Annotated in this window: 12 protein-coding genes; 4 read left to right on the top strand and 8 right to left on the bottom strand. The window is 44.2% G+C overall.

Features of this window, described 5'->3' with window-relative positions; translation table 11 throughout:
* Positions 1 to 50: 50 nt before the first annotated feature.
* Positions 51 to 1,169 (bottom strand): helix-turn-helix domain-containing protein, encoded by a 1,119-nt coding sequence (locus tag C6P39_RS14300; RefSeq protein ID WP_158661572.1) that lies wholly within the window; start codon positions 1,167 to 1,169, stop codon positions 51 to 53.
* Positions 1,170 to 1,312: 143 nt separating this feature from the next.
* On the opposite strand from C6P39_RS14300, the gene C6P39_RS14295 reads away from it, so the two are divergent.
* Together C6P39_RS14295 and C6P39_RS14290 are read left to right on the top strand one after the other, a co-directional pair.
* A complete protein-coding gene (locus C6P39_RS14295) occupies positions 1,313 to 3,325 on the top strand; it encodes a right-handed parallel beta-helix repeat-containing protein (protein WP_104804214.1) in 2,013 nt (670 codons plus the stop codon).
* 22 nt (positions 3,326 to 3,347) lie between these two features.
* Positions 3,348 to 4,721: an MFS transporter gene (locus C6P39_RS14290; protein WP_104804213.1), complete on the top strand. Its 1,374-nt coding sequence runs from the start codon at positions 3,348 to 3,350 to the stop codon at positions 4,719 to 4,721.
* Positions 4,722 to 4,821: 100 nt separating this feature from the next.
* Here the strand turns inward: C6P39_RS14290 and C6P39_RS14285 are convergent, their stop codons facing one another.
* Genes C6P39_RS14285 through C6P39_RS14275 form a run of 3 tightly spaced genes read right to left on the bottom strand, consistent with a single transcriptional unit; the run spans position 4,822 to position 7,557 of the window.
* Complete coding sequence (locus tag C6P39_RS14285) at positions 4,822 to 5,355, bottom strand: response regulator (protein ID WP_104804212.1); 534 nt, start codon at positions 5,353 to 5,355, stop codon at positions 4,822 to 4,824.
* Between the two features lie 4 nt (positions 5,356 to 5,359).
* Complete coding sequence (locus tag C6P39_RS14280) at positions 5,360 to 6,916, bottom strand: ATP-binding protein (protein WP_104804211.1); 1,557 nt, start codon at positions 6,914 to 6,916, stop codon at positions 5,360 to 5,362.
* A gap of 38 nt (positions 6,917 to 6,954) precedes the next feature.
* Positions 6,955 to 7,557, bottom strand: a complete 603-nt coding sequence (locus C6P39_RS14275) for a substrate-binding periplasmic protein (protein WP_104804210.1) — start codon at positions 7,555 to 7,557, stop codon at positions 6,955 to 6,957.
* Positions 7,558 to 7,765: 208 nt separating this feature from the next.
* On the opposite strand from C6P39_RS14275, the gene C6P39_RS14270 reads away from it, so the two are divergent.
* The gene (locus C6P39_RS14270) at positions 7,766 to 9,238 is read left to right on the top strand and encodes a GntR family transcriptional regulator (protein ID WP_104804209.1); all 1,473 of its coding nucleotides are present in this window, start codon (positions 7,766 to 7,768) and stop codon (positions 9,236 to 9,238) included.
* 248 nt (positions 9,239 to 9,486) lie between these two features.
* A complete protein-coding gene (locus tag C6P39_RS14265; RefSeq protein ID WP_104804208.1) occupies positions 9,487 to 11,172 on the top strand; it encodes a methyl-accepting chemotaxis protein in 1,686 nt (561 codons plus the stop codon).
* Between the two features lie 125 nt (positions 11,173 to 11,297).
* Here C6P39_RS14265 and C6P39_RS14260 read toward each other — a convergent pair whose 3' ends face one another.
* Genes C6P39_RS14260 through C6P39_RS14245 form a run of 4 tightly spaced genes read right to left on the bottom strand, consistent with a single transcriptional unit; the run spans position 11,298 to position 15,779 of the window.
* Complete coding sequence (locus C6P39_RS14260; protein ID WP_095172146.1) at positions 11,298 to 12,689, bottom strand: MFS transporter; 1,392 nt, start codon at positions 12,687 to 12,689, stop codon at positions 11,298 to 11,300.
* A gap of 24 nt (positions 12,690 to 12,713) precedes the next feature.
* Positions 12,714 to 13,634, bottom strand: coding sequence for a sugar phosphate isomerase/epimerase family protein (locus C6P39_RS14255; RefSeq protein ID WP_104804207.1), 921 nt, complete (start codon positions 13,632 to 13,634; stop codon positions 12,714 to 12,716).
* A 19-nt stretch (positions 13,635 to 13,653) separates the two neighbouring features.
* Complete coding sequence (locus C6P39_RS14250) at positions 13,654 to 14,817, bottom strand: Gfo/Idh/MocA family protein (RefSeq protein ID WP_104804206.1); 1,164 nt, start codon at positions 14,815 to 14,817, stop codon at positions 13,654 to 13,656.
* A gap of 35 nt (positions 14,818 to 14,852) precedes the next feature.
* Complete coding sequence (locus C6P39_RS14245; RefSeq protein ID WP_104805936.1) at positions 14,853 to 15,779, bottom strand: sugar phosphate isomerase/epimerase family protein; 927 nt, start codon at positions 15,777 to 15,779, stop codon at positions 14,853 to 14,855.
* Positions 15,780 to 15,782 lie beyond the last annotated feature (3 nt).

The following is a 15,782-nucleotide window of genomic DNA, read 5'->3' as shown; positions in this document are numbered from 1 at the left end:
CCAGCGCGATATGGGGCAGAATGCTCCATATCTGTGCATCGCGAAGCGTGTTACCGGACACGGAGTGAACAGTAACACTGCCGCCGGAATTCAGATGGCTTCATTCCATATTTCTCCGCGAATATCTTATTAAAATAATACCTGTTGGAATACCCCTGCCGCTCACATATTTCTGCAATACTCAGATCCGTATCCCGCAGCAATTCTGCTGTCTTTTGTATTAGGAAGTCTCTGCCGTATGCGGAAAGCGTTTTTCCTGTATGTCTTTTCACAATACGTTCCACATAGTCCCCGTTATAGCCTGTAATCTTCTCTATATCTGTCCGTGAAAAAATTCCATTCTTTTTTTTGTACGCCTCGGTAATTTGATATATGATCTGCTCCTCATTGGACAGTCTTGCCCAATGGATCTCCTCCTTATAGATGGAATCGTTCTCCAGCATTTCAAAAAAATGGCAGAGTAATGCTTTCATCATATGACTTTTCCCTGAATGTGTCCCGGAGATTTCTGTGATCATTTGATTCATGATCTCTAAAAGGGGTTCTATGGAATCCTGATATAAAATTCGGTAATCCGCATATACCTTGGCATCATACAATGGATTTTTCTTATTCTCGGAAAAAAATACATCAAAAACAGTTCCTATGGAATGGGGTCTGCCCTTTCGGTCATAGTAATAATTTGTATCAAACGCATCATGTATGTACTCTTCTTTGATAAGAAAAAGAACGATCTCCGTATCTTGTTCCATGAGTTCCATATGATGTATATTCCTATTGCAAATGCAGCAGTCTCCTTGATTGTAAATAATATTCTCATCTTCGATCCTCATAGTTAATTGCCCGGAGAGCACAAACGTCAATTCGTAGAAATTATGGGAATGAAGTTTTCTGGACTGCTGGGTAAACTCCGTATACTGTCTCTCTTTTAATATCCTGTTGTTTTCACTGAATTCTTGATAAACCATAAGATCCGCCCCAATATTCAGTGACTCGTATATGACCAGATACGGCATATTAATGTCAAAATATTGATATACGGAACTACTCTCATCAAAAAGAATGAGATGGGAACCGTTCATATCCTCTGACTGCATAATTTCTCTTTCGGCAGGACGCTCCTGAAAATAATCGGTGGAATTCTTTGAAAAAGTCGTTTTTAGATACATATTAGGTTTTCCTTCTCTATTTTCGATATTTTCATATTCTCTCCACATTATATAATGAATTTACAAGCATCACAAGTACATTTCATTTATCACACCGGTACAGTGCTGTACCGGATATAAAGATCCGAAGGAGGAAAAGGTTCATGATCATTTATGTAGACATCCATGCATGTAGAGATGGCAACGGTACAGAACAAAACCCGTTTAAGCACATTAACGATGCGGCTCAGGCTGCTAAACCGGGGGATGAGGTCATTGTGGCCCCTGGTATTTACCGGGAATATGTCAACCCGTTACATGCCGGTCTTGAAACCAAACGCATCACTTACAGAAGCCGGGTTCCGCTGGGTGCGGTGATCACAGGTGCAGAAAAAGCTATCGGCTGGAAACACTATAAAGGCAATGTCTGGGTGTTCCGTGTGAACAACAATACATTCGGCAATTACAATCCCTATACGACTCTTATTAAAGGTGACTGGTACTTCGGACCCTTTGTCAGGCATACCGGTGCCGTTTATCTGAATGACCGGCAGCTCTATGAAACACAAACTTTAGAGGAATGTCTGGAAGGTAATGTATATATCCATTCCTGGGAACCGGAATGGTCTGTATATAAATGGTATACCGAGCAGGATACAGAAAAAAATGAAACTGTTATCTATGCAAATTTTCAAGGAAAAGATCCAAATGAGGAGGATGTAGACATAAGTGTACGGCGCAACTGTTTTATGCCCTCCAAAACAGGGGTGGATTACATAACCGTCAGCGGCTTTGACATCAATAAAGCAGCAACTACGTGGGCTCCGCCTGCAGCATACCAGGATGGCATGATCGGACCGCATTGGTCAAAAGGATGGATCATTGAAGACTGCGAGATCAGCAACAGCAAATGCTGCGGTATCTCTCTGGGTAAATATTATGATCCTGAGAATGACCACTATTTTACCAACAGACATGTAAAAAGCGCAACGCAGATGGAACGGGATGCCGTCTGCCGCGGTCAGTATCACGGCTGGACCAAAGAGCGTATCGGCTCTCACATTGTGCGCCGCTGCCACATTCATCACTGTGAACAGACCGGTATCGTGGGCCGGTTAGGATGTGTGTTCTCCACCATCGAAGATAACCATATCCACCATATCAACTGTATGCAGGAGCTGGCCGGTGCGGAAGTTGCAGGCATCAAGCTTCATGCGGCAATTGATGTCACCATGAGGAGGAACCATATCCACCATACCACCATGGGAATCTGGTGCGACTGGGAAGCCCAGGGCACACGCATCACACAAAATCTGTTTCACGATAACAATGCTCCCAGTGAAAATATCCCCCTGGTTCCGGGAGGCATGTCAAGCTGCGACGTATTCGTTGAGGTTAGCCATGGGCCCACTTTGATCGATAATAATATCTCTCTTTCCAGGATTTCTTTTAAACTGGCATCACAGGGATGCGCTATCGTGCATAATCTCTGCCTGGGGCCCTTAAGTTCCATTGGCAGCGGTTCCGATATGCTCTTGGCAAACGGTACTATGGCTCCCAGATACACCCCTTATCACATTCCGCATAGAACAGAAGTAGCCGGGATGATGACCTTCCTTCACGGAGATGACCGTATATATAATAATATTTTTATTCAGAACTGGCCTGTAAAACCTACGGAAACAAAAGAAGATATGGGCTTCATCATGCGTGACAACCAAATTCAGGGAACCAGCGTTTTTGATGATTTTCCCACTTATGAGGAATGGATCGTTCCCTTTGAGCTGGACAATCCCCAGCCTGATATGTTTACCATGCAGGATCATCACTTTGGAAAACTTCCTGTGTGGGTGAGTGGTAATGCGTACTTCAATGGTGCAAAAAGCTGGAAACAGGAAACGGACAAATATACCCTGGATACCCCTAAAGCATATGTTACTCTAATTGAAAAAGATGGCAGCTATACAATTGAGACCAATGTTTACGATCTTCTTGACGGCTGGTCCACCGGTATCATCAACAGTGATGTTTTAGGCAAAGCCTTTGAGCCTGAACAGCGTTTTGAAAATCCCGACGGCAGTACAATTGTCTTTAACCGCGACTTTTGCGGGAATCTCCGGAGTTTAAACGCTATTCCCGGTCCCTTCGCAAATGCTGCTGCCGTGATCGATCTATAGTCATTCAGAAAGGATAAAAAAGATGGAAGAGAAAAAGTATTTAAATTTATTTAATAAAGTCGGCTATGGAAGCGGCGACTTTGCCGCAAACATGGTCTATAGTATGGTTTCCAGTTTTGTAATGATCTACCTGACCAATACCATTGGCATGGCTGCCGGCATCATCGGTACCCTTATATTAATTTCCAAACTGACTGACGGTATCAGTGACATCATCTTCGGAAGTATACTGGACAGAACCCATACAAAAATGGGAAAAGCCCGTCCCTGGATGCTGTGCTCCTATATCGGTAATTCTGTGGCTTTGATCGCCCTCTTTGCAATCCCTGCAGGTATTGGCGCCAATGCTCAGTATATTTACTTCTTTATTGCCTATACTTTATTGAACGCGGTCTTCTATACAGCCAATAATATTGCATATTCTGCCCTTACTTCCTTGATCACCAAAAACAGTAATGAGCGCGTGCAGATGGGTACGTTCCGTTTTATTGGTGCCACACTGGGCAATGTCCTGGTCTCTAACTACACTCTGGTTATGGTCGAAAAATTCGGTGGAGGGGCTGCGGGCTGGAAAACAACAGCAATTATCTTTGCGGTCATTGGTCTGGTTGTGAACACGATCTCCGTATTCTCTGTCAAAGAGCTTCCCGAGGAGGAACTTATGGACGGTGTCAAGGTATCCGGTACAGAAAAGATCGGATTCCTGGAGACTTTGAAGCTCCTGCTCTCAAACAAATATTTTGATATGCTTGCTATGCTGTATCTCCTGTTCTATCTTATGATGGGTGTGTCCATGGGAGCCGCCATCTATTACTTCACTTACAACTGCGGCGACGCAAACTTCTTTGGCAAAATGGTATCCATGTCTTCCATTGCAAGTATCATAGGGTTATTGCTGGCACCATCTCTTGTTAAAAGATTCAAAAGCATCCGCATTATAAACCTTGGATTTTTCCTGGTAAATCTCGTTGTGCGTATCATATACATGGTATTTGCCATTTCAAATAACGCGCCTGTCCTTGTGGGGATGTATGGTCTGGTCTCTCTGACATGCTGTACACTTGGCGGAACCTTCAACGCCCTTGTATCTGAAGCAGCGGATTACAGTTTTCTCAAAACCGGAAAACGTCTGGATGGTTCTATGTACTCCTGTACCTCCTTTGGCATGAAGGTGGGTGGCGGAATTGGCTCCGCACTCAGCGGCTGGTTACTGGCTGCTGCCAAATTCGATGCTTCTGCGCTGACACAAAGTGCCGGGTGCTCGAATATGCTGACTTTCATGTTCGCGGGAATACCTGTGATCATTACTGCAGCCATCGTCTTTATTTACTTCAAACTTGATGTAGAAAAGGCGAATACAAGACTTCGCGCTGAAAAGGACCATGTTATGAACTAAAACATACCATAATACTTATCCAAAAAAACATGCCTCACGATCACGGGCCCGTGATTGTGAGGCATCTTTTCTGTCCACTGTTATTTATCTTTGAAATATACTAATTATCCACTTCTTTTCCTTTGATAATCTCATATAATATTCCGTAAAGCGACTCTATATTTAACGGTTTACTTACAAAATAATCCATTCCGGCATTCATCGCCGCGTCAACATCTTCTTTAAAAGTATTTGCAGTCATTGCCACAATCGGTATTGTAACTGCATCTTGACGGTTCAGAGCCCGAATCGCCCGGGCCGTCTCTAGTCCATTCATACGCGGCATCTGAATATCCATAAGGATGATACTGAATTCACCCGGAACACTTTGCGTAAAACACTCATATGTCTGTTGTCCATCTTCACAACGCAACACCTTTGCCCCTTTTATCTCCAGCAGCTCTGTAGCGATATCCGCATTCAGTTCATTGTCTTCTGCTAATAAAATATTCACATGGTTTAAAAAATCATCTGTTACATAGGGCTTCTGTTCTTTTGGAGTTTCGTCCAATTCCCCTGTCAACGGGAAACTGACGGTAAAATAAAAAGTGCTTCCACGCTCCGGCCGGCTGTCAACTTTTAATTCTCCGCCCATGGCTTTAACAGTTATAACTGATAGGCAGTCCCAGTCCCGTCCCCTGACTTTTGGAACTGTTTGCCCCCAACTGTTCAAATGACTCAAAAATGCGTTGCTGGTCTTCTTTCGGTATGCCAATGCCATTGTCTGTCACCTCGAATCTGCAGGTAACGTTGCTGTTATCACAGGCAGTTTCTGTCACTCGGAAAACCACAGTACCTCCGTGAGGTGTAAACTTAAAAGCATTGGAGATCAAGTTGGTCAAAACCTGCTGTAACCGAACACTGTCTCCACTTACTGCACTGTGCGGCATTTCCTTTTCTATGGTGTAGATGATTCCCCGGCGCTGGGCTTCTCCCCCCAGCATATCCTCTATCCTATCCAGCAGCTGTTTCAAAGAAAACGGTTCCCTGCAGAGATCCAGCTTCCCATTATCTATGCGGCTCATGTCTAAAATATCATTGAGCAGATTGAGAAGATACCTTGAAGAAGAATGGATTTTTTTAAGATTATCCTGTATATTCTCAGGTATATTTTCTATCCTGCAGGTCAAGTCCGCAAGTCCCATGATCGCATTCATAGGCGTGCGTATCTCATGACTCATTTTAGATAAGAACTCGCCCTTCAATCGGTTTTGCGTTTCTGCTTTTTCAAGCTCTATCTGTATTTCAGCAGCTTTCAGCCTCGAACGGATGATGAGCAGCGCAGTCACAATAAAAATAAGAAAAAGGACCAACAGCATCCCTATAAAAAACGCCGGATTTGAATATACAAACTCTTTTAAAGACAGTCTGGAGGTTCCTATAGAGACCATATTTTGATCCATGATCTCTGCTTTTCTTTCGGCAGAAATGCTGTTGATAGACTTATTTAAGATCGTAAGAAGCTCAGTCTCTGCCGGGCGTGGAACTGCAAAACAGATATCATTACGGTCATTCACCAAAGTCACCGGAAGCAGATTGGAATAATGATAGCGCTGCATATCCCGTTCTAACCGGGCGGACAGGCCAAAGATAAAATCCACTTCCCCACTATCCACTGCTTTTAGTCCATCCTCCATTTGACTGAAATAACGGACCTGGGATGTCTGTATCCCCTCGGGAAGTTCACGTCCGTCAATTACTGCACCTATAAGTCCCTCTGATGGATAAGTGGACTTTTTATTTCGCACTAATATACTGTTCAAATTTACATAGGGCATGGAAAGTGACAAACCCTGTTCTTGCGAGTTTTGATCATTTCCAAGATAAAAACCAAGCACATCAGCATCGCCCTGCCGGACCATTGTTACGGCCTCTTTATATGTATCTGTATAAACACAGGTAAACTGCAGACCTGAAAAACCGGATATTTCCTCCATAAAATCTGTAGTGATACCAGAATGGGTATCCTCTGTCTTTTTACAGGACAGCGGATGGACGTCACGTTGTAAAGCTACCGTAACCGAACCTTTCTGCCGGATAAATGCTTCTTCCTCCTCCGTAAACGAGATATTTTTTTCTTCCCCCTCCGGAAAGTTTGCCTCATAACATTTGGCCCCAAAATCACCATCGGAATCAATGATTTTCTTTAATGCCATATTTAATCCGTCTAATATATCCCGGTTACCTATGGCCGTCACAATATAATATGGCTGTGAATCAAATGTGACAACCGGACATAAATCATCATCACTCTCAAATCCATTGCCCAGCAGCAGATCAACTTCTCCATATCCAGGAATTCCTGCAGTCTGCGAATATTCTCAGTGGCTCGCTCATATACACCGATGGTCTTTCCTTGTATACTGTTCAGGTCATATCTTCTGATACTGTTGTCACGCTTGTCCCCCAAAAGCACTGCCTTACTATAGCCCATGTTATAATCCGGATATGCATACTCCTCCTCCAGGCCCGGTATATAGTAAGTGCCTCCCATCAAGTCAAACTTTCCTTCTGAAAACTCCTCCATCAGCTCATCGACGGGGATGTCAATATATTGGTATTCCCATCCTGTATATTTTGCTATTTCATTTAAATAATCTACCACAAGACCATGCCGTTTTCCGTTTTGATCTGTCTCGGTGAGTCCTTTCACCTGCGGAAAGGCCACTTTTAATGTTTGATGCCCCTGCACATCCGTTTTTGCAGATACTGTACTTGCCGATGCCATAAATAAGAACAAAATAACAGTTATACTGCACAGCATCTTCATCTTTTTTTCCATTTGCTGTATCATCATTTCGACCTCTCTGCAATGATTTCATAAGTTTGATCAAGTGCGCCATCATGTTCACATACTAATATATTATATCAGCCTTTAAAACAGGCCGCAACCTATTTTAGATATAATAGATAACGATAGAATCTGCAGGCAAAAAATGCTATAATAAAAAAGTATCCGAATAGGTTTAAAATTTATTGTAAAAAAATAGAGGGAGAGATCCTGAATGGATAAAGAATCTGAATTACAATATATTATATATGATATTCTAAAAATGCAGATAGAGTTTGGCACCTACCGTTATGGGAATACTTTACCGCGAATAGAAGACACCTGTGACCTGCTTTTAGTATCTGTCTATACTGTGCGAAAGGCGTATTACCGCCTGCAGCGGGAAGGCTATATCACCCTTACCAAAAAAGGCGGTTCTAAGATAAAGGTAAACTACAGCGAACAAGAGATTGATCAGAATATCCAATCGTATTTTGCTCCGCGTAAAAAAATGTTCTTTGATTTTATCCGGACCATGCCTTACCTGATCGAAAAGTTAGAGATGCTTGCCTGGAAAAAGCTATCTTCTGAAACTTTAGATAAACTGGATATGCTCATAACAAAGAACCGGGCGTATACATCCTATATCATACTGCATTACACCGAGTTAATTTACGGTTCTCTTGGCAATGAGTCACTTTCACACCTCATGCGGAACACGATCATCACTTTCCTATTCCCGTTCTATAATTTACAGGACTGGAGCCACTATTTATTTATGAAACCCGATATCACATCAACCAGGGTCCAGCTCTGCCGTGAGAAGCAATGGGACAAACTGCATGAAAGCTGGATCGATCAAACAAAACAATATTTACGTGCCATCACGAGTCTTTACGAAAATAGAATCACCATTCCCATTCCTGATGAACAATTGACCTTTTCATGGAACCCTCACAGAAATTCATCTCAGATCTGCTATTCTCTGGCATTGGATTTCTGCGAACTGATCGTCAATGACCACTATCCGGTGGAAACTTTTTTGCCCTCTATTGAAAAACTAGCCGCAGAAAAGAATGTCTCAGTCAGCACAATCCGCCGTACATTAGCTTTACTAAACACCACGGGCATAACAAAATCCATTAACGGTGTGGGGACTAAGGTCCTAAGCGTAGAACAGATGAAGACCTCTTGTAAATGGACAGATCGGAAGGTACAAAAATGTCTCCTTGAATTCGCATTTTCTATGCAAATATTTGTTTTTTCCTGCCGGGAGATTGCCGAACTTACCATCAATTCCATGAATCAAGATGAAGTTAATGAATGCATAAAAGGTCTGGAAACAATCAAAAAAATCAATAAACTGGATCTAATAACTTCCTATTCCTTTAGTTTTCTGGCCGTCTACGCACCTTCTTCCTTTTTAAGGACTGTTTACTCAATATTGTACGGACAATCCTTCTGGGGCTATCCGCTACAAAGCAAAATCGGTACCCGGGAGTCCATAAATGCCTCTTATCTTGCCTATTATGAGAAGATGATCTGTTGTCTGAAAAGTTTGGACGCCTCAGGATTTGCCGCATATCTGGAAGAACTACTGCTCACACGGATGAGGGCGATTTCCAGTATTTTGGCTGACGTAGGGATAACGGAGGCTGAGTCTCTTTTTAACTTCCCGTGTATAGAGGATACAAACGACAAAATGTAAATCCAACAGTCCCATATCATGAGACGGCTGCAGATCCCCATTTGCAGCCGTCTCATTTCAGCTTTAAAATCTAATATGTTTTTCGTTCATTTCCCGGTTCCATCTTTCCGCTAAGTAGATTTATTTAAGCTGTTATATGAATTTAAAAAATAACTACACATTTATTGTATAATGCGATATAATAAATAAATAAGCAAATGAACAAGGTAACATTAAAACGGCAAAAAACATATAATGAGGGGACCATTATGATAAAAAACATGAAAATACAGTTAAAGCTCATACTATCTTATGTTCTAATTATCGTATTTTGTACAGTAGCAGGCATTGTAGCTCTTGTTATGCTGAATAAAATAGGCAACAACCTAAATCGTTTTTATGATAAAAACTACACGGTCACTGTGAATGTCTGGGTAGCCCGCCGGGAAATGCAATATGCCCGCTCGGAATTGCTGATGTCTTTATTGGAAACGGATGAGAAGAAAGTGGAAGATTCCATTGAGTCGGCCTCCACACATCTTGCCACTATGCGTGACACTTTTCCGACCATCCGTAAATTATTCCAGGGCGATATAACACTGGTTGACCAGGCGGAGACCATATTGGAAGATGCCGTAGTTGTCCGTGACCAGGTTTTTGAACTGGCACGTGCTGCTAAAAAGGAAGAAGCACTCTCACTCATGCAGGAAAGCTATGTCCCCTTACTTGACAGCATGGCTGACGCCTTATACGAAATTGCGGAAGTGGCAGGAGAAAATGCGGAAAAAATGGTAGCGCAGGGGAATCAGGCACAGAATGCTGCTACTTTCATCATCTTTGTTATTATGATCCTTGGCACAATCTTAGCACTGCTTCTTGCACTGGTCATAGCCAAAGGAATCCGTGATCCCATTCGGCAGATAGAACTTGCCGCCGGAAATATGGCTAAGGGAGAACTTGGCCACACTGAAATCGCATATAAATCTAAGGATGAGCTTGGCTGTCTGTCAGATAATATGCGCACCTTAGTTCTGAGCCTGAAAAATATCATTGGGGATATTGATTTTCTGCTCAGCAGTATGGCAACAGGTGATTTTACCTTACATACCCAAACTCCGGACAGCTACGTGGGCGATTTTTCCGGAATCCTTTGCTCTATGGAAACATTAAAAGATACACTTAACTCTACTCTTATTCAGATCAATCATGGAGCCAAACTGGTATCATCAGGTTCCGAACAAGTATCAGCGGGAGCACAGACACTTGCAATAGGTGCCACGGAACAGGCGTCTACTATTGAGGAGCTCACCGCTGCAATCTCAGACATCTCCTCGCAGGTAGCAGAAACTGCCCGGGATACAGCAAAAGCCCGTCAGCAGAGTATACAGTCCGGCCAACAGGCTGCAGATTGTAATATGCAAATGCAGGAAATGATCTCAGCTATGGCTGATATTAACCATACTGCAAAGGAAATCGGTGAGATCACAAAAAAACTGGAAGATATTGCATTCCAAACTAATATCCTCTCACTGAATGCATCCGTAGAGGCAGCCCGTGCCGGTGCTGATGGCAGAGGATTTGCGGTTGTGGCCAGCGAGGTCCGTAACCTTGCGGTAAAATCTGCGGAAGCCTCTAAGAGTACCTCGGTTCTAATAGCAAACTCCATTTATGCTATAGAAAAAGGTGTTGGAATTGCCGAGAGGACTGCAGAAACGCTGACACAGGTGGTCGATAATACACAATCCGTGTTAAAAACAGTTGAGAAGATAGCCAGTGCTGCGGGCGAACAAGCGTCCACCATCACCATGATAACACAAGGAATGGAACAGATTTCAGATATTGTACAGACGAATTCTGCCACAGCAGAAGAAAGTGCCGCTGCCAGCGAGGAGCTGTCCAGTCAGGCGGAAATGTTAAAAAGTCTGGTCAATCAATTTAAACTGAATGACATTTGAACAGACAAATTCCAAACGGGTCTAACCTTCTTTTAAATTGAACAATGAGCATTATTGCAAAAATATATGGGTTTTGCCGGAGATAATTTTTTATACGGCAAAACCCATTTAAATCTGACCGCTTCCTATAATTCCCCTTTTAATTCACGTTCCGCCAGCTCCTCCATGATCGCAGGATACCTTTTATCCAGCTTATACAAGGACAAGGTAATGATCACAACCACCCATACGATCACCGGGCCTAATTTATAGATATTCATGATCATATCAATGGCACTTTGCGGCTGGACCGCTGTACCTGTGGTGGAACTGATATAACCGGCCAGTGACAACAGACCGGTCATTCCGGCGGAAGCCAACCCCGAACCGATTTTTGTCCCTACGGAACCGCCTGCAAATATAAGGCTTTCCTGCCTGAGATGTGTTTTCCACTGTCCAAATTCCACCACATCCCCTAAAAGGCCGAAGACAATGGAATTCAGCGGTGCAAGCCCTATGGCTCTGATCACACAGCTGAGGGCCATCCAGGCAAAACTGGTGGGATTCAGGAAAAAGATGATCTGGCCTGCCAGTGCAAGACAGGCTCCTGCCAGCGACATGTTCCTTTTTCCAAAACGTTTTAACAGGACCGGACAGCAGAAGGTAGCGGCCACGATCAGAAGTGTCTCTGTCAGATAAAGGGCGCTGTACATCCAGGTGTCATTCCCAAATATATATTTACAGTAATAAGGCAGGATCGTTCCCGTAATGCCGTAGATCACGTTCTGCATCATCCATAATATGAGGACTGCCCAGAAATATTGATTTGTTATCAGCGCTTTAAATGCCTTTTTCACAGGGATCTTCTCCTGATTCTGCTGCGCTTCAATATGAACGGTCTCCTCACAATTCTTAAAACAAACAAGAAGCAGGATCAATGCAACGGCTGCCCACAGAGCCATTGTCATGACCCAGGCTGACTGTGTATCCCCAAACAGCTTCACCAGAGGGAGTGTGCAGGTAACAGCCAGGATACGTCCGAAGGGGGACATTCCCATCCTCACAATGCTCAACATGTCCCTCTCCCCGGATATTCTTGTCATCATAGCCGAAAGGCTTCCATAGGGAAGATTGATCGCTGTATAACAGATCGTGGTGCAAAAGTTATAGGTGACAAACATATAAAGAAATTGTACCATATTTGTGGAATGTGGTACGGTAAACAATAAAACCGCTGAAATTGCGTAAGGAACACTCATCCATAAGATCCAGGGTCTTGACTTTCCCCATTTTGAGTTCGTCTTTTCTACAATGAATCCCATCACAACATCAGAAAATCCGTCAAAGAGACGTGAAAGTAACATGACCATTCCTACCGTTGCGGCACTTACCCCCACATAATCTGTATAAAATAACGTAAGTACCGTGCTGATCATACCAAAGACTACGTTACATGCCGTATCACCGCAGCCATATGCAAATCGCGTTTTCCATGAGAGTCTGCCGTTTTTGACAGACTCCCCGTTCATATTTTTCATCTCCGCTTCCTTTCCTGTCCCTGCCTAAACCCCAAGCAGTTCTTTTTCAATCCGTTCTCTTGCCTCGGGTGCCTGTTTTTCCATCTTTTCGGGGAATCCGAACATGGATACGCAGGCAATCGTATCGCCGCCTGCTTTTGGAGCATCTTCTTTTAACTGGGCATGAGCGAAATCCATTTCTCTCAGTGTTTCAAAGATACCCTCAAAATCCACATCCCCTTCTCCCATCGCCAGATGCTGATGGATCGTCACATCCGCTTTTCCTCTGCCGTTCAGCCACGGCGGATTGGCAATATAACGGCAGTCTAAGGTCTGGTTAAAGGTATCCGCAAACAAAACATGTGTCAGCTCTTCCCCTGCATACCGCAGCATGGAGCGCACGTCTCCCTTTCCCTGGTCATAGAAAAATCCGTGGGGAGAGGAATAGACATATCCAAGATTTCTTGAGCGGAAGGATTTCACCATATCACAGGTTTCATTATTTAATTCACAAAAATCATAGGGATGGGACTGAATCTCCACACGTATGCCTTCACGTTCCATGATAGGCAGAAGCTCTTCCATGGAGCGGAACCACATGCCGTTACAGATCTCCTGTTGGTTCGGGTCACCTGAGAGTTCTGTATTAATGACTTTAACCCCCATGTCTCCGGCAATCCGGATCATCCGTTTCCAATTATCCACCGCAAATCTTCTCTGTTCTTCCGTGGGTCCTGACCATCTGTATACGACAATGAAGGAGGAAATCTCCACTCCGGTTTCCCGGAGTGCCTTTCTGTACTCTGCCTCGCATTCTTTGGAAAACAGCGGATGCTTATAAAAAGGATTGATCCTGGGGTGGGGAGACTGTTCGATATATTGATATCCCCAGTCGGCCACCTGGTGTACCATGCTGTTGATATCCATCTGTTTTGCCAGAACGTCTACATCAAATGCAATTTTCATTCCTTTCTCCTCCCTCCGTTTATCTGTAATCTACCCACGCTGCCCCATGATCCGCAGAACGCACACAGTTCTCTACCCAGCGCACACCTTCTGCTCCCGCATGTACGTCAGGATACCAGAAGTCCGCTTTTTTCCCTTTATCTGCCGCATCCATAGCCTGTGCAAATCTGCTGTACAGGTTACTCCATGCCTCAAACAAACCTTCCGGATGTCCCGCGCCGATCCGGTCCTCTGTACAGGAGGAATCATCCAGATAATCCATTCCTCTCTCCAGTACACGGACCGGTTCTCCCTGTACCTCATAGGTTAACTGGTTTGGTCTCTCATCCCACCATTCCAGGGATGCTTTTTCTCCGATCACGCGCACCTTCTGTCCGTGCATGGAACCACAGTTCACGCAGCTTGACCAAACATATCCGACGGCACCGTTGTCATATTCCATGATGGTCATTGCATTATCCTCCAGCGGCGCTCTGGATTCTACAAAGGACTGGCGGCTGCACATCAGACGCCTGATCTTCATATCCGGCAGCATCACCTCGGAGAGGTACAGGGGATGCGTCCCCACATCGCCCAAAACATAGGATGGTCCCGCAACCTTAGGGTCTACCCTCCATTTGGTGGAAGCGGTATTTTTCTCCACCGCCACATTGTGGAAGCCATGGGAAAACTGCATGTTTACAATACGGATCTTTCCCAGCATTCCTTTCTCTATCAGCTTCCTTGCCTCCTGGATCATCTGATGTCCCGCATATCCATATGTTACACCCACAACTTTTTTCTGTTTTTCTGCCAGCGCTTCTAATTCTTCTGCCTCCTCTGTGGTAAAACACAGCGGTTTTTCACATACCACATGAAGTCCTGCCAGCAAAGCGGCCTTTGTGATCTCAAAGTGGGTTCCGTTTGGAGTTGCTACTGATACAGCCTGGATGCCGTCTTCTCTCTTTGCTTCCTCGGCAAACATAGTTTTATAATCCGGATAACACCTGTCTTTTGCCACATGAAGCTCTTTCCCAAAGGCTTTCCCTCTTTCCGGATCAATATCAAAGGCTCCTGCCACCAATGCAAAGTTAAAATCTCTCAATGCCGCGGAACGATGGATATAACCAATCTGGCTGCCTTTTCCTCCGCCTACCATTGCCCAGCGGATCGGGTTTTCAATTTTCTTCTCTCCGTAATACATGATCATTTCCTCCTGCTATTTTTCTTTTTTTTAATCTATATCTCATATCCTACGCTTTTTAAATATGTAACACTTTCTTTTACATCCCGCAGGCTTGTATCTGAATTCCTGGGGTCTCTCTCCTGCTCGATGGTAATATATCCGTTATAGCCAATCTGCTCCAGTGCTTCCTTGATCCCGGGATAATCCAGCGTCCCTTTGCCGATCGGGCACATGGCGCCTTTCCCGCAGCCTTCAAAAAACCGGATCCGTTCCCCTAACACTTCCCGGTAGACCTTCTCGTCTACATCTTTGAAATGGACATAATCCAGATTGGATGCGCATTTCTTCAACCATTCGACCGGATCCATACCGGAGTAATACAGATGCCCCGTGTCCAGACAGAGGCCTGCGAGTTCATAAGGGATATCTCTTAGGATTCTCTCAATTTCATCTGCAAATTCAATGTATCCTCCCGCATGGGGATGGATCACCGGGCGTACTCCGTATTCTGCCGCTTTTTTACAGATTCCTTTTATATGACTTATCATTCCTGACCACTGCTCATCTGACAGACGGGGGGCCTTATGGGAATGTCCTGCCGCATAATCCCTTTCATCATGTCCCCAATCCATGATCGTCATATAGGGCGTAGGATAATGCTGCCCTTTATGTACCGGAAGAGGCGGAAGTTTTGTGATGAGGGAGCAGATATCCTCTGTCTGTCTCAACAGATTTTCGTAATTCCTTTCATCCACCAGATCATCAAAAATAGTGCCTGCCACAATAGACAAACCGTTTTTATCAAGCTCCTTTGACACTGCCTCCACGTCAATAGGCAGATAACCGTAAGGTCCTAATTCAATGGCCCGGTATCCTGCTTCGCCTGCCTCCTTTAATACTCTCTTCCATGATGGGAGATAGGGATTCTTGACATCATCCACACCCCAGCAGCAGGGTGCTCCGCAAATATTCATACCCATACT

It is taken from the genome of Blautia marasmi (assembly GCF_900258535.1).
Classification (GTDB): Bacteria; Bacillota; Clostridia; order Lachnospirales; family Lachnospiraceae; genus Blautia; species Blautia hominis.
This window is presented reverse-complemented; position numbering and strand designations above follow the sequence as displayed.

Excerpts from the sequence above, each read along its gene's own strand:
- C6P39_RS14300 (WP_158661572.1), bottom strand. The coding sequence starts at position 1,169 with ATGTATCTAAAAACGACTTTTTCAAAGAATTCCACCGATTATTTTCAG.
- C6P39_RS14295 (WP_104804214.1), top strand. The coding sequence starts at position 1,313 with ATGATCATTTATGTAGACATCCATGCATGTAGAGATGGCAACGGTACA.
- C6P39_RS14290 (WP_104804213.1), top strand. The coding sequence starts at position 3,348 with ATGGAAGAGAAAAAGTATTTAAATTTATTTAATAAAGTCGGCTATGGA.
- C6P39_RS14285 (WP_104804212.1), bottom strand. The coding sequence starts at position 5,355 with ATGGGCGGAGAATTAAAAGTTGACAGCCGGCCGGAGCGTGGAAGCACT.
- C6P39_RS14280 (WP_104804211.1), bottom strand. The coding sequence starts at position 6,916 with ATGGCATTAAAGAAAATCATTGATTCCGATGGTGATTTTGGGGCCAAA.
- C6P39_RS14275 (WP_104804210.1), bottom strand. The coding sequence starts at position 7,557 with ATGATGATACAGCAAATGGAAAAAAAGATGAAGATGCTGTGCAGTATA.
- C6P39_RS14270 (WP_104804209.1), top strand. The coding sequence starts at position 7,766 with ATGGATAAAGAATCTGAATTACAATATATTATATATGATATTCTAAAA.
- C6P39_RS14265 (WP_104804208.1), top strand. The coding sequence starts at position 9,487 with ATGATAAAAAACATGAAAATACAGTTAAAGCTCATACTATCTTATGTT.
- C6P39_RS14260 (WP_095172146.1), bottom strand. The coding sequence starts at position 12,689 with ATGAAAAATATGAACGGGGAGTCTGTCAAAAACGGCAGACTCTCATGG.
- C6P39_RS14255 (WP_104804207.1), bottom strand. The coding sequence starts at position 13,634 with ATGAAAATTGCATTTGATGTAGACGTTCTGGCAAAACAGATGGATATC.
- C6P39_RS14250 (WP_104804206.1), bottom strand. The coding sequence starts at position 14,817 with ATGTATTACGGAGAGAAGAAAATTGAAAACCCGATCCGCTGGGCAATG.
- C6P39_RS14245 (WP_104805936.1), bottom strand. The coding sequence starts at position 15,779 with ATGGGTATGAATATTTGCGGAGCACCCTGCTGCTGGGGTGTGGATGAT.